This window comes from Mobilicoccus caccae (assembly GCF_030161635.1).
Classification (GTDB): domain Bacteria; phylum Actinomycetota; class Actinomycetes; order Actinomycetales; family Dermatophilaceae; genus Mobilicoccus; species Mobilicoccus caccae.
Window position 1 is genome coordinate 2375539 of sequence record NZ_BSUO01000001.1, and the last position, 21406, is coordinate 2396944.

General features: G+C 69.7%; 18 protein-coding genes and 4 pseudogenes. 16 read left to right on the forward strand and 6 right to left on the reverse strand.

The features are described 5' to 3' along the window. Positions 1 to 3: 3 nt before the first annotated feature. The 6 genes from QQK49_RS11600 to QQK49_RS11625 all read left to right on the forward strand — a co-directional run bounded on the left by QQK49_RS11600 (position 4) and on the right by QQK49_RS11625 (position 7436). On the forward strand, positions 4 to 882 hold the full coding sequence (locus QQK49_RS11600) for a branched-chain amino acid ABC transporter permease (RefSeq protein ID WP_284304062.1): 879 nt from the start codon (positions 4 to 6) through the stop codon (positions 880 to 882). A 1-nt stretch (position 883) separates the two neighbouring features. Further along, positions 884 to 2119 carry a branched-chain amino acid ABC transporter permease gene (locus QQK49_RS11605; RefSeq protein ID WP_284304063.1) on the forward strand — a complete coding sequence of 412 codons (1236 nt, stop codon included), beginning with the start codon at positions 884 to 886 and terminating at the stop codon, positions 2117 to 2119. Between the two features lie 298 nt (positions 2120 to 2417). Beyond that, positions 2418 to 3455 carry an ABC transporter substrate-binding protein gene (locus QQK49_RS11610; RefSeq protein WP_284304064.1) on the forward strand — a complete coding sequence of 346 codons (1038 nt, stop codon included), beginning with the start codon at positions 2418 to 2420 and terminating at the stop codon, positions 3453 to 3455. Between the two features lie 84 nt (positions 3456 to 3539). Continuing rightward, positions 3540 to 5072: a long-chain-fatty-acid--CoA ligase gene (locus QQK49_RS11615; RefSeq protein ID WP_284304065.1), complete on the forward strand. Its 1533-nt coding sequence runs from the start codon at positions 3540 to 3542 to the stop codon at positions 5070 to 5072. A gap of 35 nt (positions 5073 to 5107) precedes the next feature. After that, positions 5108 to 6280, forward strand: coding sequence for an acyl-CoA dehydrogenase family protein (locus QQK49_RS11620; RefSeq protein WP_284304066.1), 1173 nt, complete (start codon positions 5108 to 5110; stop codon positions 6278 to 6280). 7 nt (positions 6281 to 6287) lie between these two features. Further along, entirely contained in the window at positions 6288 to 7436 is a 1149-nt protein-coding gene (locus QQK49_RS11625; RefSeq protein ID WP_284304067.1) for an acyl-CoA dehydrogenase family protein, read from the forward strand. Positions 7437 to 7491: 55 nt separating this feature from the next. On the opposite strand, the gene cynS is transcribed toward QQK49_RS11625, so the two are convergent. Further along, entirely contained in the window at positions 7492 to 7941 is a 450-nt protein-coding gene (gene cynS, locus QQK49_RS11630; protein ID WP_284304068.1) for a cyanase, read from the reverse strand. Between the two features lie 39 nt (positions 7942 to 7980). Further along, positions 7981 to 9042 carry a DUF418 domain-containing protein gene (locus QQK49_RS11635; RefSeq protein ID WP_284304069.1) on the reverse strand — a complete coding sequence of 354 codons (1062 nt, stop codon included), beginning with the start codon at positions 9040 to 9042 and terminating at the stop codon, positions 7981 to 7983. 67 nt (positions 9043 to 9109) lie between these two features. Between QQK49_RS11635 and QQK49_RS11640 the strand changes: the two are divergent. The 3 genes and pseudogenes from QQK49_RS11640 to QQK49_RS11650 all read left to right on the forward strand — a co-directional run. Next, a pseudogene (locus QQK49_RS11640) lies at positions 9110 to 10248 on the forward strand (IS256 family transposase); the annotation flags it as partial. Positions 10249 to 10454: 206 nt separating this feature from the next. Next, on the forward strand, positions 10455 to 11528 hold the full coding sequence (locus QQK49_RS11645) for an IS110 family RNA-guided transposase (protein WP_282007093.1): 1074 nt from the start codon (positions 10455 to 10457) through the stop codon (positions 11526 to 11528). A gap of 6 nt (positions 11529 to 11534) precedes the next feature. Further along, positions 11535 to 11750 (forward strand): annotated as a pseudogene (locus QQK49_RS11650) (transposase); the annotation flags it as partial. Between the two features lie 413 nt (positions 11751 to 12163). On the opposite strand, the gene QQK49_RS11655 reads toward QQK49_RS11650, so the two are convergent. After that, the gene (locus QQK49_RS11655; RefSeq protein ID WP_284304070.1) at positions 12164 to 12493 is read right to left on the reverse strand and encodes a hypothetical protein; all 330 of its coding nucleotides are present in this window, start codon (positions 12491 to 12493) and stop codon (positions 12164 to 12166) included. 109 nt (positions 12494 to 12602) lie between these two features. Here QQK49_RS11655 and QQK49_RS11660 point away from each other — a divergent pair, with 109 nt between their 5' ends. After that, positions 12603 to 13358, forward strand: a complete 756-nt coding sequence (locus QQK49_RS11660) for a sulfite exporter TauE/SafE family protein (RefSeq protein ID WP_284304071.1) — start codon at positions 12603 to 12605, stop codon at positions 13356 to 13358. 48 nt (positions 13359 to 13406) lie between these two features. On the opposite strand, the gene QQK49_RS11665 is transcribed toward QQK49_RS11660, so the two are convergent. Both QQK49_RS11665 and QQK49_RS11675 read right to left on the reverse strand, forming a co-directional pair. Further along, positions 13407 to 13586, reverse strand: a complete 180-nt coding sequence (locus tag QQK49_RS11665; RefSeq protein WP_284305982.1) for a hypothetical protein — start codon at positions 13584 to 13586, stop codon at positions 13407 to 13409. Between the two features lie 45 nt (positions 13587 to 13631). Further along, positions 13632 to 15436: pseudogene (locus tag QQK49_RS11675) on the reverse strand (cache domain-containing protein); the annotation flags it as partial. Between QQK49_RS11675 and QQK49_RS11680 the strand changes: the two are divergent. The 6 genes and pseudogenes from QQK49_RS11680 (at position 15366) to QQK49_RS11705 (ending at position 20006) form a co-directional block, all read left to right on the forward strand. Next, on the forward strand, positions 15366 to 16382 hold the full coding sequence (locus QQK49_RS11680; RefSeq protein WP_284304072.1) for an NADP-dependent oxidoreductase: 1017 nt from the start codon (positions 15366 to 15368) through the stop codon (positions 16380 to 16382). The pseudogene QQK49_RS11675 and the gene QQK49_RS11680 overlap by 71 nt on opposite strands. Positions 16383 to 16498: 116 nt before the next feature. Beyond that, on the forward strand, positions 16499 to 17230 hold the full coding sequence (locus tag QQK49_RS11685) for a helix-turn-helix domain-containing protein (RefSeq protein ID WP_284304073.1): 732 nt from the start codon (positions 16499 to 16501) through the stop codon (positions 17228 to 17230). 50 nt (positions 17231 to 17280) lie between these two features. Then, complete coding sequence (locus QQK49_RS11690; protein ID WP_284304074.1) at positions 17281 to 18063, forward strand: VOC family protein; 783 nt, start codon at positions 17281 to 17283, stop codon at positions 18061 to 18063. A 35-nt stretch (positions 18064 to 18098) separates the two neighbouring features. Further along, positions 18099 to 18344: pseudogene (locus tag QQK49_RS11695) on the forward strand (VOC family protein); the annotation flags it as partial. 70 nt (positions 18345 to 18414) lie between these two features. Next, a complete protein-coding gene (locus tag QQK49_RS11700) occupies positions 18415 to 18588 on the forward strand; it encodes a hypothetical protein (protein ID WP_284305983.1) in 174 nt (57 codons plus the stop codon). A gap of 188 nt (positions 18589 to 18776) precedes the next feature. Further along, a complete protein-coding gene (locus tag QQK49_RS11705) occupies positions 18777 to 20006 on the forward strand; it encodes an MFS transporter (protein ID WP_284304075.1) in 1230 nt (409 codons plus the stop codon). Here QQK49_RS11705 and QQK49_RS11710 read toward each other — a convergent pair. Then, the gene (locus QQK49_RS11710) at positions 19909 to 21399 is read right to left on the reverse strand and encodes an MFS transporter (protein WP_284304076.1); all 1491 of its coding nucleotides are present in this window, start codon (positions 21397 to 21399) and stop codon (positions 19909 to 19911) included. The genes QQK49_RS11705 and QQK49_RS11710 overlap by 98 nt on opposite strands. Between the last annotated feature and the right edge of the window lie 7 nt (positions 21400 to 21406).

The window sequence follows — 21406 nt, forward strand, 5'->3', positions numbered from 1 at the left end:
CCCGTGCAGCAACTGCTGACGACGCTCCTGAGCGGGCTCACCCTCGGCATGGTCTACGCGGCCTTCGCCCTCGCTCTGGTGATGATCTGGCGATCCACCCGCGTCGTGAACTTCGCCCAGGCGCCGATGGCCATGGTGACCACGTACGTGGCGCTCACCCTCATCAACAACGGCGTGTCCTACTGGGTCGCGTTCGTGGCCGCCCTGCTCAGCGGGTTCGTGCTGGGCGCCGTCGTCGAACGGTTCATCGTGCGCTGGGTCGAGGGCAAGTCCGAGGTCAACGCCGTCATCCTCACCCTGGGCCTGTTCATCGTGCTGCACGCGCTGGCCGCCCTCGTGTTCGGCTCCAGCTTCCAGTCGTTCCCGGCACCGTTCGGGTTGCAGGGATTCCGCGTGGGTGACACGACGATCGCCCTCACCGGGTTCGGGGTCTTCCAGATCGTCGCGGTCGTGATCGTCATGCTCGCCCTGCTGGCCCTGTTCATCAAGACCGACATCGGCCTGCGCATGCGGGCGGCCGCGCTCAACCCGGAGGTCGCGCGCCTGCTCGGAGTGCGGGTCGGCGGCATGCTCACGCTCGGCTGGGCGTTGGCCGCGGTCGTCGGGTCGCTGTCCGGCCTCCTCATCGCCGGCGGCAGCCTGGTGCACCCCTCCTACATGGACTCCGTCGTCGTGTACGGGTTCGTCGCCGCGGTGCTCGGCGGGCTGGACAGCCCCCACGGGGCCGTGGTCAGCGGGGTCTCGCTCGGCATCGTCCTGCAGGTCGTCAACGGCTACGTCAGCCCCGCGCTCATGCCGATGGCCGGGCTGCTCATCCTCGTCCTGGTCCTGCTGGTCAGACCGGGCGGATTGTTCTCGCGGACCGCCACGAGGAAGGTCTGACATGGGTGCCACCGGATCCCGCACCGCCTCAGCGGAATCGACCGCCTCGACGCCGGCGCGCAGCGCCCGCCGCAACCCGCTGCGCCGCCTCGCCGACGGCCCGCCGATGCTGCGTCACGCCCTGGTCGGGCTGGTCGTGCTCCTCGTCGTCATCGCCCTCATCGCGGCGAGCGCCCCGTTCGTGCAGGGCCAGCTGGCCTCGCTGGCCTACATGTCCGTGGCCGCCGCGGGACTGACGGTCCTCACCGGCCTCAGCGGTCAGCTCTCCCTCGGGCACGGCGCGTTCATGGCCATCGGCGCCTACACCGCCGCCCTGCTCCTGCCGAGCAGCACCCAGCAGTCGCCGATCATCGTCGTGCTGGGCGCGGCGACGCTCGTGGCCCTGGTCGTCGGCATCGTCGTCGGTCTGGCCGCGGCCCGCCTGCACGGCCCCTACCTCGCGGGCGCCACGCTCGCCCTGGCCGTCGCGGTGCCGGGGCTCGCGATCTACTTCGCCGACGTGTTCGGCGGAGAGCAGGGCCTGAACGTCTCGGCCCCGCGCATCCCCCGCTGGTTCGACGACGCCCTGTTCTTCGTCACCGGCCGCGAGCTCACCAACATGGGCTTCCTGGCCAACCTGGCGTGGATCGTGCTGGTGATCGTGCTGGTGCTGCTGGCCAACCTGGCCAGCGGACGTACCGGGCGGCAGTGGCGCGCGGTCCGCGACGACGAGGTCGCGGCCTCCCTGGCCGGGATCGACCTCGGCCGCTCCCGGGTGCTCGCCTTCGTCGTCAGCGCGGCGGCGGCCAGCCTGGCCGGGGCGCTGCTGGCCATGGCCACCCGCATCGTCGCGCCGGCCGGGTTCACCCTCACCCTCTCGCTCGGACTGCTCGCCGCCATCGTGCTGGGCGGTCTCGGCACCCTCTCGGGCGCCGTGATCGGCTCGGCCATCATCGTGCTGCTACCGCAGCTGGCCACCAGCGTCGGCTCCGACATGGGGCTCAGCGACCTCCAGGCCGCCGAGCTCGCACCGCTGGCCTACGGACTGACGACGATGCTCGTCATCCTCCTGGCACCACAGGGCCTCGTCGGCACCGTGCGCACCGCATGGTTGCGCAGGCGCGGCGCCGCGGCCGCCGCCCCCTCCACACCCACGGAGCGGGAGAACACCCACCGGACGGACGACACCCCCGACCGCGCCGCGAACGACCACGGACGAACACATGACGAACGCATGATCAACAAGGAGACGACGTGATGACACGGTGGTCAAAGGTGACCGCACGCATCGTGGCCTCTGCGGCAGCCCTGGTGCTGCTCGCCGGCTGTGGAGCAGGCGGACGCCCGGACGACGGAGCGGCCCAGGCCGACAACGATCCGAACGCGAAGGTGGGATTGACCGACACGAGCATCAAGCTCGGCGGCCACTACCCGCTCACAGGGGTCGCAGCCCCGGGTTACAGCGAGATCCCGGACGGGATCAACGCCTACTTCGACTACGTCAACGCCGCCGGGGGATCCACGGTCGCAAGCTCGAGTTCATCGTCAAGGACGACGTGTACAACCCGACGAACACGAGCAACGTCGTGCGTGAACTCGTCACGCGGGAGCAGGTGTTCGCCCTCTTCGGTGGCCTGGGCACCCCGACGCACAACGCCGTCGTGGACTACCTCAACGAGGAGAAGGTGCCCGACCTCATGGTCTCCTCGGGATCCCAGGCCTGGGGCACCGAGCCGAAGAAGCGACCCATGACGTTCGGCTGGCAGCCGGACTACGTCATCGAGGCCAAGGTCATCGGGTCCTGGATCAAGGAGAACAAGCCCGACGCCAAGGTGGCCGTGTTCGCCCAGGACGACGACCTCGGCGCAGACGGCGAGCAGGGTCTGCGTCAGCAGCTCGGTGACCAGGTGGTCGCGGTCGCGAAGTACACCCCCGGCAACACCGACGTCGCTCCGCAGATCGCGCAGTTGCAGGCGGCCAAGCCCGACATCGTCGTGGGTTTCAACGTGCCCTCCTACACGGCACTGTCCCAGCTCGTCTCCAAGCGGCTCAACTTCACCCCGCAGTGGATCTACACCAACGTGGGCGCCGACAAGACCCTCGTCGGTGGATTGCTCGAACGCTTCTCCGAGGGCAAGGTCAAGGCCGCCGGCGGCAGCGCCCTCGACGGCGTCATGACGACGCAGTACATCCCCAACCTCGAGAACTCCGACGACCCGTGGACCCAGCTGTGGCAGAAGGTGTGGAAGGAGCACGGCAACGGCAAGCCGCTGTCGAACTACAAGATCTACGGGATGTCCCAGGCGTACGCCCTGACGCAGGTGCTGCACGCCACCGGTCAGGACCTCACCCGCGCCGGAGTGGTCAAGACCCTCGAACAGCAGGGCGCCTCGCTCGAGGGACCCCAGCTCTCCCCGTTCCGGTACTCGGCCGACAGCCACCTCGGCATCGGCGGCGTGCGCATGATCGAACTCGGCCCCGACGGCTCGAAGCAGCTGACCAAGGTGCGCGTCACCGACACCGCCGACGGCCCGGTCACCGACTCCGACGAGAAGCACGCCACGCCACCCGCGAGCGGGATCCCCGGGTCGTGATCCTCGCTGCCGGGCCCGGTCACCACCGGGCCCGGCACGCGCGCCACCTCCCAGTCGTGAACGCCCAGCAGAAGGGAACCACCCATGCCCACACTCTCCGTCGCCAGCATCCTCTCGGAGTCGGCACGTCGTACCCCCGACAAGGTCGCCCTCGTGCAGGGCGACCTGCGCGTCACCTACGCCGAGGCGTGGCGCCAGGCCCGGGCGGTGGCCGCCGGGCTGATCGCCCGCGGGGTCCGCCCGAACGACCGCGTCGGCCTGCTCGCCCCCAACGTCACCGAGTTCGTCGCCGGCTACTACGGCATCCTCGCCGCGGGCGGCACCGTCGTACCCGTCCCCACACTGCTCGGCCCCCGGGAGGCGGCCTACCTGCTCGAGAAGTCCGGCGCGAAGCACGTGCTGTTCCACGCGAGCTTCGAGACGATGGGGCAGGACGCCGCGGGACGGGTCGGTGCCGAGGCGATCGACATCGCCTCCCTGCTCGACACCGAACCGGTCGCCAACTTCGTCTCCCGTTCGCCCGAGGACATCGCGGTGATCTTCTTCACCAGCGGCACCACCGGCCACCCCAAGGGTGCGCTGCTCACCCACCTCAACATCACGATGAACGTGCTCAACAACGCGTTCGACAGCAACCCCTTCCAGGCCGACGACGTCGTCATGGGGTGTCTGCCGCTGTTCCACGTGTTCGGGCAGAACGTCGGCATGAACTCGACGCTGCGGGTGGGCGGCACGCTGATCCTGCAGCCGCGCTTCGACCCGGTCGAGTGCCTGCGCCTCATGCACGAGCACGGCGCGACCCTGATGTTCGGTGTGCCGACGATGTTCGTGCTCCTGCTCAGCGCCCTCGACCACCCCGAGGCGCCCGAGCCGCCGGCGCTGCGGCAGTGCGTCTCCGGCGGAGCGTCGCTGCCGGTCGCCGTGCTCGAGGCGTTCGAGAAGCGCTTCGGCACGACCATCCACGAGGGGTACGGCCTCTCGGAGACCTCACCGACGATCACGGTCAACCAGTCCCGCCACGGCACCCGGCCCGGCACCGTCGGCCACCCCGTGTGGGGCGTCGAGGTCGAGATCGCCGACCCGGCCGTGGAGGATGAGGTCGTCTTCATGCCCACCGGTGAGCGCGGCGAGGTGGTCGCCCGCGGGCACGCCGTCTTCGCGGGCTACCTCGACGACCCCGAGGCCACGCGCCGCGCCGTCGTCGACGGCTGGTTCCGGACCGGCGACATCGGCATCAAGGACTCCGACGGGTTCATCAGCATCGTCGACCGCAAGACCGACCTCATCATCCGCGGCGGATTCAACATCTACCCCCGCGAGGTCGAGGAGACCTTCAACCGGCACCCGGCGGTCGACATGGTCGCGGTCGTCGGCGTGCCCGACGACGTGCAGGGCGAGGAGGTGTGCGCCGTCGTCACGGTCCAGGCCGGTGCCGAGATCACCGTCGACGAGCTCATCGCCTACGGCCGCGAGAACCTCGCCAAGCACAAGTACCCGCGTCGGGTCGAGATCGTCCAGGCCCTCCCCATGGGGCCGAGCCTGAAGATCCTCAAGCGGGAGCTGCGCCGCACCTTGGCCCAGCCGGGTGTGCAGGATGCCACGACGGGGAACGAGTAGATGATCCGCACGATCGAGCAGGAGGCAGGACCGCGATGAAACTGCAATTGTCCGAGCAGGACGCCGCTTTCCGCGAGGAGATGCGCGAGTTCTTCACGACCCAGGTGCCGAGCGAGATCCGCGAATCGGTGGCCGAGGGACGCGAGTACACCAAGGACCAGATCGTGCGGTCCCAGCAGATCCTCAACGCGGCCGGACTGGCCGTGCCGGCGTGGCCGGTCGAGTGGGGTGGCCGTGACTGGAGCCCGCTGCGCCGCCACATCTGGCTGGAGGAGATGCGGTTCGCGCACGTGCCGATCCCGTTGTCGTTCAACACCTCGATGATCGGACCGGTCATCGCCACCTTCGGCTCCCAGGAGCTCAAGGAGCGGTTCCTGCCCGCCACGGCCAACCTCGACATCTGGTGGTCCCAGGGCTTCTCCGAGCCGGACGCCGGGTCCGACCTCGCCTCGCTGCGCACCACCGCGGTGCGCGAGGGCGACGAGTACGTCGTCGAGGGGCAGAAGACGTGGACGACCCTCGGGCAGTACGGCGACTGGATCTTCACACTCGTGCGCACCGACCCGAACGCGCCCAAGCGCCAGATGGGCATCTCGCTGCTGCTCATCGACATGAGTTCGCCGGGCGTCACCGTGCGTCCCATCGAACTCATCGACGGCAGCGTCGAGGTCAACGAGGTCTGGTTCGACCAGGTGCGGGTCCCCGCCGAGAACCTCGTCGGTGAGGAGGGCAAGGGCTGGACCTACGCCAAGTTCCTCCTCGGCAACGAGCGGGTCGGCGTGGCCCCGGTCGCCTCGATCAAGCGGTCGCTGGCCGAGGCCAAGAAGGTCGCCGCCACGGCGGGCCCCGGCGGTTCTTCGCTGCTGGAGAACCCGCTCGTGTCGACCCGGATCGCCGAGCTGGAGAACCAGCTGCTCGCCCTGGAACTCACGGCCCTGCGCGTCGTGGCCAACTCCGACGAGGGCAAGCCGCACCCGGCCTCATCGGTGCTCAAGCTCAACGGCACCGAGCTGCAGCAGGCCGTCACCGAACTGGTCGTCGACCTCGCCGGACCGGCCGCCCTGTCCCGCGGGGGTGGGACCGAACACCTGCCCCACTGGGCGGCCCACGCCTCCCCGCGTTACCTCAACCTGCGCAAGGCGTCGATCTACGGCGGCTCGAACGAGATCCAGCGCACCATCATCGCCGGCACGATCCTGGGACTGTGAGGACAGCATGGACTTCGAACTCGACTCCGAACAGCTCGCGCTGCGCGACGCCGTGCGCGACCTCCTCAAGGACGCCTACGGCTCGACCGAGGCCCGCCGCGCGATCCAGGCCGACGACCCCGGATTCGGTGAGAAGACGTGGACGCAACTCGCCGAGATGGGCGTCCTCGGTCTGCCCTTCGGCGAGGACGTCGGCGGGATGGAGGCCGGCCCGGTCGAGGTGGGCCTGGTCGCCGAGGAACTCGGTCGGGTCATCGCACCCGAACCGTTCGTCGAGGCGGTGGTGCTCGCGGGCGGGTTGATCGACGCGGTCGGCACCGCCGAGCAGCGCGCAGAGTTGCTGTCGGGCCTGTGCGACGGCTCGTCGCTGCTCGCGTTCGCCCACGCGGAGCCGCGGTCGAGGTGGTCGGCATCGGCCACCGAGGTGCGCGCCGAACGCGACGGGGACGGTTGGCGACTCACCGGCCTCAAGACGCCCGTGGTCGCGGGCGGCCGCGCGGACGTCCTCGTCGTCAGCGCCGCGACCGACGCCGGCACCGAGCTGTTCGTCGTCGACGGGCAGGCGACCTCGCGGGAGTCGTTCGTCACGACCGACGGCGGTCGCGCCGCGGCGATCACGTTCGACGGCACCTCCGCCCGCGTCCTCGGCGAGGCCGGGATCGACCGCACCGACGCCATCGAGGCCGCGATGGCCCGGGCGCGGATCGCGTTCGCCCGTGAGGCGGTCGGCGCCATGGCCCGTGCCCTGGAGATCACCGTGGAGTACCTCAAGACCCGCAAGCAGTTCGGGGTGACCCTCAGCACCTTCCAGGCGCTGAAGTTCCGCGCGGCGGACATGTACGTCCAGCTCGAACTCGCGCGGAGCATGGCGCTGTGGGGCACGCTCGTCCTCGACGCGGGAGGCGACTCGCTCGACGCATCCACGCGGGTATCGGCGCAGGTCGCCACAGGCGCGCGGCACATCGGCCAGGAGGCTGTGCAGTTGCACGGTGGGATCGCGATGACGGCCGAGTACTCGGCCGGTCACTACCTCGCGCGTCTCCTCGTGCTCGGCCACTCCCTCGGCGACCGCACCCACCACCTGGGGCGCCTCGCGGACACGATCGAGGGTCACCGCTGGGTCGACCCGCTCTCCTACGCCTCGGCGCAGAGCTGACGCAGCACGAGCGCGACGCAGGGGCGGTGCACCGGTGTGCACCGCCCCTGCCGCGTCACCAGCGGTAGTCGAGGAACTTGCCGTCGAACGTCACCACGACGCGGTCGCCGTCGGGGTCCTCGCGACGGGCGACGTCGACCTTGAAGTTGATGGCGCTCATGATGCCGTCGCCGAACTCCTCGTGGATGAGTTCCTTGATCGCCGGACCGTAGACGGCGAGCGCCTCGGAGAAGCGGTAGATCGTCGGGTCGGACAGGGATTCCTCCAGCCCGGCGCGGGTCGGCTGCGCCTGCAACGCCTCCACCACGGCGGCGTCGAGTCCGAGCATCTGGCCGACCTGGGCCGCCTCGGCCTGCGGCACGGGGTGCTGACCGAGCAGCGCTGCCACGGTCCAGGGCGCGGGTCGGTCGATGGCCTCGGCGATCTCCGCCCACGACGTGCCGGCGCGCACCCGCGCCACCTTGACGATCTCCGCCGCTTCGGACTTGCTGACGAACGGTTCCATGAGGACCTCCACTTGGGGGATGACGACCGGCCCATCACATCAGGTCGACGCGCGGCTCCTCTCGCGCGGTCCCGCACGCAGCCCACGCGCGGGGGCGGCGGGTCGAGCGGTCCCACCGGCGAGGAGGTCGTACCCCTTCACCCAGAGCCACTCCACGGGGCCGCGCGAGAAGCGCCGCAGCCACAGGTGCGCCGCGGTGAGGACCACGGTGGACACGAGGACGAACCCCGCGAGCGTCACCGGCAGCCGCCAGATCGAGGGCACCGAGCCGAGATCCAGACCCCAGCCATAGAACAGGGACGTGGCGAGGATGTTCTGCAGGACATACCCGCTGAGGGCCACCCGGCCGAGTTCGGCGCAGCGTCGCCCCGCCCACCCCGGCCGCCCGCGCCCGGCGACCTCGGCGATGAGCGCGAGCAGGCCGAGGGCGACGATCGGGGCCGTGCCGTAGCGGACGAGGAACAGCCAGTTCTGGTTCGACACCCCGAGGGTCAGATCGACGACGAACGCCACCGCCCCGACCGCGATGAGCCGGCGCCGCAGCACCGCACCGGCGTCGACGAACAGGCCCGCCCGGTACAACCGCGAACCGAGGATGAACATGGCGACGCCGAGGAACAGCAGGAACACCGGCTCGAACCGGAAGATCGCGGCGTTGTCGAGGCGCAGCAGCACCAGGTCCCACCACGACCCCTCGCGGTAGGGGTTGGGCTCGGGCACCCCACCCAAGGAGCCGGCCCGCCCCGACCACAGCCCCAGGGTGAAGACCGCGACGAGAAGGGCGTGCACCGACGCTGCCACCCCGATCCAGATGCGTTGGGCACGAGGCGAGCCGGTGATGACGTAGGCGACGATCGCCCCGGTGACCGCGTACCCCATGAGCACGTCGAACTCGACGACGAGCAGGTAATGCAGCAGACGGTCGAGGAGGAGGAGCGCCGCCCGCCACAGGTAGGGCCCGGGCCAGCGGCGGCCGGCGCGCTGCGCCGAGTCTGCCTGGATGGCCAGACCGATCCCGAACATCAGCGTGAGCAGACCGAGGAACTTGCCCTGCGCGATCTGCTGGAGCACCTGCTCGGTCCAGGACTGCCACGCCGGCACGGGGACTGTCCGCCAAACGGTGTTTCTGGCCTGACACGCCGGCTCAGCTGGCGGGGAAGGTCATGTGATGACCGAGAAGATCACGAGCGTGAGCTCGATGCCGAAGAAGGTGAAGAAGACGACCTCGCGCAGCGAGGCCGAGCAGGCTGCGGTCCGGGAGCTGGTCAAAGCCGCCCGGGCCCGTGGTGAGGACCTGACCGGCCCGGACGGGCTGCTCAAATCAATCACCGCCACCGTCCTGGAGACAGCGCTGGAAGAGGAGCTGACCGAGCACCTCGGCCACGAGAAGCACCAGGTACCCAGCGCGGAGAACGGCAACATCCGCAACGGCACCCGACCCAAGACGGTGCTGACCGACGCCGCCGGAGAGGTGACGATCGCGGTCCCCCGGGACCGGGCCGGCACGTTCGAGCCGGTGATCGTCAAGAAGCGACAGCGGCGCCTCTCGGACGTGGACGCGGTCGCGATCAGCCTGTTCGCCAAGGGCCTGACGACCGGTGAGATCAGCGCGCACTTCCACGAGGTGTACGGCGCCTCCATCAGCAAGGACACGGTCTCAAGGATCACGGACAAGGTGCTCGAGGAGATGGCCGCCTGGTCCTCCCGGCCGCTGCAACCGGTGTACGCGGCCATCTTCATCGACGCGATCTACGTCAAGGTTCGCGACGGGCAGGTCGGCAACCAACCCTTCTACGCCGCGATCGGCGTCGACCTGAACGGCCGGCGAGACGTCCTGGGCCTGTGGGCCGGGCAGGGAGGTGGTGAGTCGGCGAAGTTCTGGATGAACGTGCTGGCGGACCTGAAGAACCGCGGCGTGCGCGACGTGTTCTTCATCGTCTGCGACGGCCTCAAAGGACTGCCCGACAGCGTGAACGCCGTCTTCCCCCAGGCGATCGTGCAGGCCTGCGTGATCCACCTCATCCGGGCGACGCTGCGCTACGCCTCGCGGAAATACTGGGACCAGCTGGCCAAGGACCTGCGCCGCATCTACACCGCACCCTCGGTCGAGGCAGCATGGGCGGCGTTCGAGGAGCTGGAGGAGAAATGGGGCAAGCCTACCCGGCCATCCCCAAGATGTGGAGAGCGGCGTGGGAGGAGTTCATCCCCTTCCTGGCCTACGACGTGGAGATCCGCCGGGTGCTGTTCTCCACCAACGCCATCTGGGTGTTTGGCTATGCACGTCGCCTCGGCCTCGCGAGCAGGGGCGATCGGTCGGCCCTGGCTCTGAACGCTATTGACCTTGGTGTCCTTGATTCGAACTGCCGGGCCGGCCGTCTGGGCGCGGGCCCGGGTGCCTGGCTTGAAGAGAGCCTGCACGACTCAACCCAGATCTGCCGGCGACCCGGACCCGCTGCCCGCACCGTAACGCGTCGCAGGAGGAGCACCTCATCACCACGTCAGCCGTCGCGGGGATCGACCCGCACAAACACTCGGGCACCGTCGCCGTCCTGTCCGCCACGGGCGAGCTCATCACCTGCGAGTCCTTCGAGATCAGCTTCGAAGGCCTGGCGCGCCTGCTGGAGATCCTCACGGGCACCGGCGCGGTCATAGACCGGGTCGGGGTCGAAGGCTCCGCCAGCCTCGGGGCGCCCGTGGTGGCCGCTCTGCGAGCCAGCGGGTATGACGTTCGAGAGGTTCAAGCCTCCCGCACCAACGACCGACGCCGCCGTCGGCACCGGGCCAAGACCGACATCACCGACGCCCACGCGATCGCAGCCGAGACCCTCGCCGATCCCGCGCTGCCGCCCGCCCGCAAGCACGTCGAGACCCCGTCACCGGCATGGGACACGCTGCGCGTCCTGAGATCGCAACGGGAATCTCTTGTCCTGCAGCGGGTTCGGCTGCTGACCGAGGCCGAGCCCGTCCTGTGCGCCCTGCCCGTCGAGATCCGCGACCAACTGCCCGCGACCAGCCGCGTCATGGCCGCACTGAAGACGATCCGCACCCTCGACACCGGCGCCCTGTCCCGTGCCGACTCGGCCCGGATCCGGTGGCTGCAATCAACCCTGTCAGCGGTCGACGCCATCACCATCGGCCTCAAAAAGCTCGACGCTGAAGTCCCCGCACTCCTGAGCGAACTGGGCTGCACCCTCACCGAGATCGTCGGTGTCGGCGTGGTCACCGCCATGACGCTGCTCACCGAAATCGGCGACCCGACCCGGTTCGAGACCGAAGCCCAGTTCGCCCGGTGGTGCGGCGCCGCACCCGTGGCCGTGTCCTCCGGAGAGGGCCACGGCCAGCCCCGACGACATCGCCTCGACCTGGCCGGCAACCGTCAAGTCAACAGCGTCCTGCACATCGTCCACGTCACCCAGGCACGCATGCACGAGCCAGCCAAGACCTACCTCGCCAAGAGCAGCGCAACTGGCAAGACAGCCCGCGGTGCCCGCCGCGCCCACAAGCGTCAACTCGCCAACGTCATCATCAGACACATGTGGAACGACGCCAAGCGAGCCCCAACCGCCCCCTCAACCGTCGCCGCTTGACAAGAGAGCTTCGAGTCCCTGCACGCCAGGTACCGGCGCGCGGTCACCGTGCGCGGGCACTTTCCGACCGAGCAGGCCGCCCTCAAGTGCCTGTACCTGGTCACCAGGGGCCTGGACCCCAAGGGCACCGGCCAGGCACGATGGACCATGCGGTGGAAGCCCGCGCTCAACGCTTTCGCCGTCACCTTCGCCGACCGCATGCCGGCCGCGGAGAACCTCTGAGATGAACGCCGGAAACACCGTTCATCGGACAGACCCCGAAAAGGTGCCGGGCACCGAGGATTTCGTGAGGGTTCTGTGAGGCGCACGCGAGACGGGCGAGAGACGGGCTCCGTACCTTCGTGGATGTCGGGGGGTCCATGAACGTCCACGCGGGGCGGGACCGGTTCGGGGGAACGGGTCCGCCTCGCGTGGGGAGTGGCGAAGGGGTCGCCACGCACGACAACGCCGGTGCGATCACCAACAGGGGGTGATCGCACCGGCGTTGTCGTATGCCCGGGGTCGGGGCGACCGCCGAGGCCGCCTGCAGCGCAGCCCGGAACGCTCCTGACCTCGTCCGCACAGGAGAAAGGCCGGGGAGCGAGCCCCCGGCCATTCTCATCTGCTCTCGACCGTCGGTGTCCTCGGCGGAGGGCTCAATACCGCCTCGAATCGAGACCCGACGTGAGCTCCGCGGTGACGATCCGTAGCAGACGCTGCATCCGGTCGTCGAGCCCCGCGCCGGCCTCCCACACCGAGTCCTGATCCATCACGGGCGGCAGCACCGCCTGGGGGTCGGCGTCGTACATCGCGGCCAGGTGCTCCTGGCCGGCACCCTCGTAGTAGTCCACCAGCCCACGCATCCGAGCGATGGCCTCCTCCAGCCACGGCAGGATCTCGTCGAGTCTGGCCAGGTCGCCCTGGCACCGTTCCAACAGCGTCTGTGCCTGGTCGATCGCGACCCTGGCATCCTCGTTCGAAGTCATGGCATCAGAGTAGGAACGTCGCCTCACACGGTGCTCACGCGGACATCTCGCCACACCCACGATCAGCCCGTCTCGCCATGCTCCCGGGCGCCCAAGGCAGGATGTGCGGATGCCACCGGAAGTCTCCCTGCTCATCACGTGTGCCTCGCTCGTCGTCGCCACGATCGCGCAACGGGTGGTCGGCATGGGTTTCGGCATCATCATGGCGCCCGTGGTGGCGATCGTCGCCGGGCCCTACTCGGCGGTCCTGGTCGTCAATCTCTTCGCGGCGCTCGCGTGCGCGCTGATGGTGCCCTACCTGTGGCGCGACATCGACTGGGGTCGACTGCTGTGGCTCGTCGTCCCCGCCTCCTTCGGCAGCATCGTCGGGCTGCTCCTCGCCCGCGTGACCGACGCTGACGTGCTTCGCCTCGGAGTCGGGGTGGCAGCGATCCTCGGCGTGGTCGTGTCCGTGGTCTTCGAGCGCGGCGAGCACACCGTCGACGCAGCGGCGGCGCGCACCGCGTCGGGGACGACGATCGGCATCCTCAACTCCGCCGTCGCCCTGGGCGCTCCGGCGATCGCCGTCTACAGCATGCTGAGCCGGTGGAGCGGGCCGTCGTTCTCGGCGACGATGCAGCCGTTCTGGGTCGTGCTCAGTCTCATGACCCTGCTCCAACGTCAGGTCATCGCCCCCGGTGGCGCCCCCGCATGGCCGTGGTGGGGATGGGCCTGCGCGGCGATGGCCACCGTCGTCGGCAGCATCACCGCAGAGCGCGTCGCCCACCGGGTCACCCCACGCGCGGCGCGGCTCGCGGTGATCGTCCTGTCCCTCACCGCCGGCCTCAGCGTCACCGGTGTCGGAATCTTCGGGCTCCTCGGCTGAGCGACCCTCGACACCACCGGCCAGGCTCCGTCGTCCGGGCGAGGTCGCTCAGTGCCGGAACGTGGCGACGGCCGTCTGCAGATCCTGGGACATCACCTGGAGACGGTTCGCGGCCTCACGCACCTGGGTGGCCTCGTCGACGGTGTGCTGGGCCCGGTCGGCGAGACCGCGGGCGCCCTCGGCGACGGATCGACCGTCGTCGGCGGCGCCCTGGACGCTGCGACTCATCTCCTGGGTCGTGGCGGTCTGTTGATCGACCGCCCCGGCGATGGCGACCTGGTAGTCGTTGATCTGGCCGATGACCTGCGCGATCTCCCCGATGGCCGCCATGGCACCGTCGACCTCGGACTGCATGGAGACCACCTGCTGGGCGATGTCCTCGCTCGCGCGGGCACTCTCCTGCGCGAGATCCTTGACCTCCCCGGCCACGACGGCGAACCCCTTGCCGGTCTCCCCGCCCGCGCCGCCTCGATCGTCGCGTTGAGGGCCAGCAGGTTGGTCTGCTCGGCGATCCCGGCGATCGCCTTGACGACCTCGCTGATCCGGCGCGACGAATCGCCGAGCCGGCCGACCGTGGCCGTGGTGGACTCCGCGGTACGGACCGCGTCGGCGGCCACCCTCGCCGCGGCGTTGGCGTTGTCCGCGATCTGGCCGATGGACGCGCTCATCTCCTCGGTCCCGGCGGCGACGGTCTCCACCCCGTCGCGGATGTGGTCGACGTCGCCGAGCATTCTGCCCGCGTGCTGCGAGGTCTCCTGCGCCGAGCGGTCGATCCTATCCCCCGCACCGGTGAGCGAGTCGGACGCCTCGACCAGTCCTGCCGACGTGCCCTCGACGCGACCGATCACGTCACCCACTCGGTCCAGAGTCGTGTTGAGCGCGATGTTGAGGTCGTCCAGGCAGGTGCCGTCACCCTTGACGGGGAACCGGTCCGTGAGATCGGCCTCCTCCAGCTTGTGCGTCGCGCGCCGGATCGGTCGGATGATGCTGCCCGCCAGTCGCGATCCTGCGAGAAGGGCGAACAGCATGAGGGGCAGGCTCCACAGCGCGAGCTTGCCACCCGATGCCCATGCCGCCCCGTTGACGTCGTCGGTGTAGAGGCCCGACCCGATCACCCATCCCCACGGCGCGTATCCGGTGACGTAGGAGATCTTCGGCTGGGGGTCCTGCGCCCCCGGCTTGGGCCACATGTAGGGGACGAACCCCGATCCCTGCGACTTGACGACCGCGACGAACTCCTTGAACAGGAACACCCCGTTCGGATCCTTGTTCGTGGACAGGTCCGTGCCGTCGAGCTCCGGCTTGATCGGGTGCATGACCATCGTCGGGTGCATGTCGTTCACCCAGAAGTACTCCTGGCCGGCGTAACGCATCCCGCGCAGCTCGGTCAGGGCGGCGGCCTTGGCCTGCTCCTCGCTCATCGCCCCCGTGCGGGCCTGTTCGCCGTAGAACTCGACGACCCCGTGGGCCACCTCGACCACCGACTGAACCCGGTCGCGGCGTTCGTCGAGGATCAGACTCCGCTGCTGTACCGCCCCCAAGGTGATCACGAGCAGCATGCCCACGATCGCCAGCAGGGTCATGAGCAGCAGCTTGGTCTGGATCCCGCCCTTGAACATCCCTCTGTCGAACAACCGCCGCATGTGTCCCCCTGATTCGACTGACCACGGCCGACGAGGAGGCCGGAACGTGCCCTCTGCTGGATCGGCCACACATGGATCACGCGGCACCTGCACGCCGAGGACCGACCGCGGCGAGTGACATCCGGTCATCAGATCGACGCGAGCGCAGACCATCTGAGGGATTTGGCCGACGCGGGCGCTGCACACACCGGAGGCTCGGTGAGAGGCGGGGTCGCCTCGGACGGTCGTCCTCTCACGAGCTCGGTCGGCCGAGGTCGGCACGTGGCGATGGCCGCACCGCAGCACCACCGCCCACCCTTCCGGGCTGCGGGGCGCGTCTCGAGGCGCGAGCATGGGAGCCGACCGCCACGACAGAAGGAGCCGCATGACCCAGACGACCCGCATCGTGCTCGCCCAGCGCCCGCACGGGGAACCGACCGACGACGACCTGCGCATCGAGACCGGGGAGCTTCCCGCTCCCGAGAACGGTCAGGCGCTGTTGCAGACGCTCTACCTGTCCCTCGACCCGTACATGCGCGGGCGGATGGACGACGCGGAGTCCTACGCTCAGCCGGTGGGGGTCGGGGAGACGATGTGCGGCGGCACCGTGTCCCGCGTCCTCGACTGCCCCGGCGGCGAGTTCCAGCGCGATGACATCGTTCTCGGCTACGGCGGGTGGCAGTCGCACTCGGTCGAGAACGCCCGCCACCTGGTGCAGCTCGACCCAGATCGCGCTCCCGTCTCGACAGCGCTCGGCGTGCTGGGCATGCCCGGGTTCACCGCCTACTCGGGCCTGCTGACGATCGGGCAGCCGGAGCCGGGCGAGACCGTCGTCGTCGCGGCCGCGACGGGTCCGGTGGGGTCGGCCGTGGGTCAGATCGCGAAGATTCGGGGTGCCCGCGCTGTGGGGATCGCCGGTGGCCCCGAGAAGTGCGCCCACCTGCACGAGCTCGGCTTCGACGCGGCCGTCGACCACCGCGACGACGACTTCGTCGAACAGCTCACCAACGCAACGCCGGACGGCATCGACGTCTACTTCGAGAACGTCGGCGGCCCGGTGTTCGACGCTGTCGTCCGGCGCCTCAACACCTACGCCCGCGTGCCGGTGTGCGGACTCATCGCGGGGTACAACGCGACGTCCGCGCCGGAGGGGCCCGACCGGATGCCGAAGCTCATGCGTCGCATCCTCACCAAGAGCCTGACGGTTCGCGGGTTCATCCAGACCGAGTTCTGGAACGACCAGAAGTCCGACTTCCACCGCGACATGTCGGGGTGGGTGGCCGACGGGTCCGTCAAGTACAAGGAGGACGTCGTCGACGGGCTGGAGAACACTCGCGACGCCTTCCGCGGGCTGCTCACGGGCAAGAACTTCGGCAAGCTCGTCGTGCGTGTGTCCGACTGAGGCAGGCGTCGGCGACGGTCGGGTGCAGGTCCGTCCACGCAGGGACCTGCACCCGGACCCTTGCGGGCGAAGGCGCGCCGGGCCATGATCGAGCCGACCTCGCCGAAGGGAGCGCGATGACCGCCGCGTACGACGCCGCCGCCTTCATCCGTGAGCACGTGCGAGAGCAGATCCGCTTGGAGGACGTGGCCGACGCCGTCGGGTACAGCCCCTTCCACCTCGCGCGGATGTTCACCGCATCGGTGCGCTGCTCGCCCATGCGCTATCTCGCGGCACACCGCTTTCACCAGGCCAAGCACCTGCTCCTGGCCGAAGGGCTGACGGTGGTCGACGTCTGTCACGAGGTGGGGTTCTCCTCCCCCGGCACCTTCACCCGTCGATTCCGGGCCGAGGTCGGCGTCACACCGGCAGAGTTGCGGGTGCTCGCCGACGAGGTGACCGAACGGCACGCGGCCCCGTTCCGCAGCGGGCCGCAACACGGCTGGGGAATGCTGACCGGCACGGTCGAGGTCGCCCGTGAGCTCGGTCCCGATCCGCTCGTGTGGGTCGGTCTGTTCGCCCGTCCCGAACCCGCCGGGGTCCCCGCTGCAGGTCTGCTCCGGCGCGGCCCGTGCGAGTTCACGCTGCCCGTCCTGCCGACCCACCCATGGCTGCTCGCCACCGTCGTGCCGGACACCGCCGACCCCCTCATCCACCTGGCAGCTGACTGGCCCCTGGTCGCCATGCACCCCGCGCCGATCACCCGCCCGACGCACGTCCGTCTCACCACCCGTCCTGCCTTCGACTGGGAGACGCCGATCCTCACGGCACTGCCCGCACTGCGCAAGATCGGAGTGTCCGGCTCCTGAGCCGCGCTCGTAGCGTCAGAGACGTACCTGTACCCCACACGGAGGTCACCATGACCCGCACCGAGACGACCACGACGACCACCACCCGCCCTGTCGGCAGCCCCACCTGGATCGACCTGTCGACGAACGACATCGACGGCGCCAAGGCCTTCTACGCCGCACTGTTCGGCTGGTCGTTCGAGGACCAGGGCGAGGACTTCGGTCACTACCACTACATCCGCCGCGGGGAGGACGTCGTCGGCGGGCTCATGTCGACCGTCGGCATGACCTGTCCCGAAGGCGGCGACCTGCCGAACGAATGGGGCGTCTACCTCACCGTCACCGACGTCGAGGCCACCCTGGCCACCGCGGAGTCCGCGGGCGGGCGCGTCATCGTTCCCGCGATGCCCGTCGGGACGTCCGGAACGATGGCCGTCGTCCTCGACCCGGCCGGTGCCGCCATCGGCATGTGGCAGCCCGGTGACTTCGTCGGATGCGATCACTTCATGACGGCCGGGACACCGGCGTGGTTCGAGGCCATGAGCCAGGATTACGCCGCCGCGCTGCCGTTCTACCGGGAGGTGTTCGCGTGGCAGGTCGAGGAGATGCCGGGCGAGTGGAGCTACGCCACCAACGGCCCCGAGGCCACCGCGACGGCCGGTCTCTGCGACGCCCGCGGCGTCGTGGCCGAAGGCACGCCGTCGTACTGGCGGGTGTACCTCGGCACGGCCGACCTCGACGCCGATCTGGCCCGTATCCCCGAGCTCGGGGGCACCGTGCTCGACGGCCCGGAGGACTCCCCTACGGCCGGGTCGCCACGGTGGCCGACCCGCAGGGTGCGCCCTTCCAGCTGATCCACACCCCCACCGCCGAGAACTGAGGACATCCCATGACCGGCACGACGACCCCGATCACCCCCTGCCTGTGGTTCGACGGCAACGCTCGCGAGGCGGCCGAGTTCTACGTGTCGGTCTTTCCCGACTCCCGCATCCTGCACGGCGCCACCGTCGGGGAGGGCAACCCGAGCCCCTATCCCGTCGGCACGGAGATCGCCGTGAGCTTCGAGTTGGAGGGCCGCCCGTTCTTCGCCCTCGACGGCGGGCCGGGGTTCCCCTTCACGAATGCCGTGTCGTTCCAGACCTTCGCCACCACGCAGGAGGAGGTCGACACCCGGTGGGACGCCCTCGTGGAGGGGCGGGCAGCCGATGGAGTGCTGCTGGCTGACCGACCGGTTCGGCGTTCCGTGGCAGGTCGTCCCGCAGGCCTATCTCGACGCCGTCGCCGAGGGCGGCGATCGCGCCACCCGAGCCATGGACTCCCTGCTCACGATGGTCAAGCCCGACGTCGCCGAGCTGGAGCGCGCGATCGCCGGAGAGTGAGATCCGCGCCACCGGCACGTGATTCATCGAGCGCGCTGACGAGAGAACGCCGAGACCGCCGCCTATCAGCGGCGGTCTCGGCGTTCTGGTCGGTCTGAGATCGCGCTGCGCCCTCGCGCGTGGACGGACATAGTGGATCCTCGACCCCGCCCACTCCCCAGGCCGCGCAAGGAGGTGCCGACGCCATCGTGCCCGGCTCCACTCCCGACCCGTCCCAGCCCTCCACCCGCACCCCCGTGTGGAGTGCGCCGGGCATGCCCGCCCTCGTCGGGCTCACGTTCTTCGGCTTCGTCGGTTACGCCGCGCTGCTCCCGCTCGTGCCGCTGTGGGTCGTGCGGGGCGGAGCCGGGCCGGCAGGCGCGGGGCTGGTCAACGGGGTCATGCTCGCCGCGACCGTGGGGGCCCAACTGGCGGTCCCGGCGGCGCTGCGGCGCTTCGGGTGGGGCCCCGTGATGGGTGCCGGCGTCGTCCTGCTGGGACTCCCCTCGCTCGCCCACCTGCTCTCGGACTCCCTGCCCTGGGTCTTGCTCCTGGCCGTCGTCAGAGGCGTGGGCTTCGCCGTGCTCACCGTCACCGGCGCGGCGGCCGCAGCGTATCTGGTGGACCCCTCCCGCCGGGGTGCCGCGATCGGCGCCTACGGCCTGGCAGTAGCCCTGCCGAACCTCACGTTCCTCCCCTTCGGCCCGGTCATCGCCGAACACGTCGGCTGGCCGATCGTCTTCGCCATCGGGGCGCTGCCGGTCCTTGCCGTCCCGGTTGCCGCCCGCCTCGCCCGCCACATCCCCGACGAACGCGCCCGCGTCCCCGACCCGAGCGCACAGGACAGTGCCGACGACACCGACGACTCGACGTTCTATCGGTCCCTGGTCCCCCCGGCCGCGCTCCTGCTGGCCGTGACCCTCGCCGGCGGCGCTGTGATCACGTTCGCGCCTCAGGTCGTCGCCGAACCGTCGAGCGCGACCGCCGCCCTCGTCGGCATGGGCCTTGCGGCGGCCGTCGCCCGATGGCTCGTCGGAGGCCTGGCAGATCGGGTCGGGCCCGGACGTTTCGTGTGGCCCATGACCGTGCTCGCGGTGCTCTGCCTCGTCGGTGTCGCCCTCACCCTGGGGATCCCCGAGTGGAGCCCCGTCGACGGCGCCGGCCAGATCGTGGCGTGGGTCGCTCTGGCCACGCTGCTCGGCGCCGCCTACGGGGCATTGCAGAACCTCACCTACGTGCTGACCCTGACCGCCGCCGGACAAGGGCGCATCAGCGGGGCCAGCGCCATCTGGAACGCCGGTTTCGACTCCGGCACCGCACTCGGCTCGGTCCTGGTCGGGGTCATCGCTGCGGGCGCCGGTTTCGGATGGGCCTTCCTGGCCGCTGCCCTCGCGTGCGCTGCGACGATCCCGCTGGCAATCCGGACCCGTCGCGCGTGACGGCCCCGGAGGCAGTGCCCGTCGACCCACCCGCCAGCTCCGCCTGCTCCTGCAACGCCTCGGGCGTGCCCGGGACGTGAGACCCGCGCAGTGACACGCCCTTGGTCTCGATCGTGAACCTGAGCGCGATCAGACCGACGATGCACGCGGCCACCATGTAGTAGGCCGGCCACATCGTGTTGCCCGTCTTCTCGATCAGCCATTGGTTGAGCAGACCCGCGGTGCCACCGAACAGCGAGGTCGACACGTTGTAGCCCAGGGCCAGCCCGGCGTACCGGACGTGGGTAGGGAACATCGCCGGGAACGTCGCCGAGATCGTCGCGAGCTGCGGGATGTACAGCAGACCGAGGACGGTGAATGCGATCATCGCGCCCGTGAAGCCCGACCCCATGAGCATGTAGAGCGGCACAGCCAACACGGCCGTGCCGACGAGGGAGGCAGCCCACAGCGGCTTGCGTCCGACACGGTCGGACAGGGCCCCGGCGAACGGCAACAGCACCATCATCACGAACTGACCGACGATGGGGACCAACAGCGCGTGCTCGTCCGAGAGGTCGATGACCTGCGTCAGGTAGGTGGGCGTGTAGGACAGCAACGTGTAGTTGATGACGTTGACGGCAATGACGAGGCCACCGAGCTTGAGCAGCGGACCCATGAAACTGCGGAACAGCTCGGCGAGGGTCTCCCGGCCGCTCGCGGTGTTCTCCGCCTCGGCCATCTCGGTGAAGACGGGGGTGTCCTCCATCTTCGAGCGCAGGTAGAGACCGACGATGCCGAGCGGTCCAGCGACGAGGAACGGCACCCGCCAGCCCCATTCGAGCATCTGCTGCTCATTGGTGATCCCGATCATCAGCAGCATGAGCAGTGCGCCGCCGTTGAACCCGGCGAGGGTGCCCACCTCGAGGAAGCTACCGAAGAAGCCGCGGCGCTCATCGGGGGCGTACTCGGCCATGAAGGTGGCCGCACCGCCGTACTCACCACCGGTGGAGAAGCCCTGGACGACTCGCAGGGTGTAGAGCAACACCGGCGCCCAGATGCCGATCATCGAGTAGCTCGGCAGGAGGCCGATGCAGAACGTGGCGGCCGCCATGAGCAGGATCGTCGTCGCGAGAACCTTCTTGCGACCGATCTTGTCGCCGAGCGGCCCCCACACGAGGCCACCGATGGGGCGCATGAGGAACGACACCGCGAATCCCAGGAGCGTGAAGATCATCGCCTGCGTCGCGTGCGCGGGGAACAAGGCACCGGCGATGTAGGCCGTGCCATATGCGTAGATGCCGTAGTCGAACCATTCGACGGCGTTTCCCACGGCCGAGGCGGCGATCGCCCTGCGCAGGAGTGATGGTGAGACGTCGTGCGGCGTTAGAACCGCAGCGGCAGGGGCAGCAGCCATGAGAGGG

Bases quoted from the DNA above. Each gene is read 5' to 3' on its own strand.
- QQK49_RS11605 (WP_284304063.1), top strand. From the start codon at position 884: ATGGGTGCCACCGGATCCCGCACCGCCTCAGCGGAATCGACCGCCTCG.
- QQK49_RS11615 (WP_284304065.1), top strand. From the start codon at position 3,540: ATGCCCACACTCTCCGTCGCCAGCATCCTCTCGGAGTCGGCACGTCGT.
- QQK49_RS11620 (WP_284304066.1), top strand. From the start codon at position 5,108: ATGAAACTGCAATTGTCCGAGCAGGACGCCGCTTTCCGCGAGGAGATG.
- QQK49_RS11625 (WP_284304067.1), top strand. From the start codon at position 6,288: ATGGACTTCGAACTCGACTCCGAACAGCTCGCGCTGCGCGACGCCGTG.
- cynS (WP_284304068.1), bottom strand. From the start codon at position 7,941: ATGGAACCGTTCGTCAGCAAGTCCGAAGCGGCGGAGATCGTCAAGGTG.
- QQK49_RS11655 (WP_284304070.1), bottom strand. From the start codon at position 12,493: ATGACTTCGAACGAGGATGCCAGGGTCGCGATCGACCAGGCACAGACG.
- QQK49_RS11660 (WP_284304071.1), top strand. From the start codon at position 12,603: ATGCCACCGGAAGTCTCCCTGCTCATCACGTGTGCCTCGCTCGTCGTC.
- QQK49_RS11665 (WP_284305982.1), bottom strand. From the start codon at position 13,586: ATGAGTCGCAGCGTCCAGGGCGCCGCCGACGACGGTCGATCCGTCGCC.
- QQK49_RS11680 (WP_284304072.1), top strand. From the start codon at position 15,366: ATGACCCAGACGACCCGCATCGTGCTCGCCCAGCGCCCGCACGGGGAA.
- QQK49_RS11685 (WP_284304073.1), top strand. From the start codon at position 16,499: ATGACCGCCGCGTACGACGCCGCCGCCTTCATCCGTGAGCACGTGCGA.
- QQK49_RS11690 (WP_284304074.1), top strand. From the start codon at position 17,281: ATGACCCGCACCGAGACGACCACGACGACCACCACCCGCCCTGTCGGC.
- QQK49_RS11700 (WP_284305983.1), top strand. From the start codon at position 18,415: ATGGAGTGCTGCTGGCTGACCGACCGGTTCGGCGTTCCGTGGCAGGTC.
- QQK49_RS11710 (WP_284304076.1), bottom strand. From the start codon at position 21,399: ATGGCTGCTGCCCCTGCCGCTGCGGTTCTAACGCCGCACGACGTCTCA.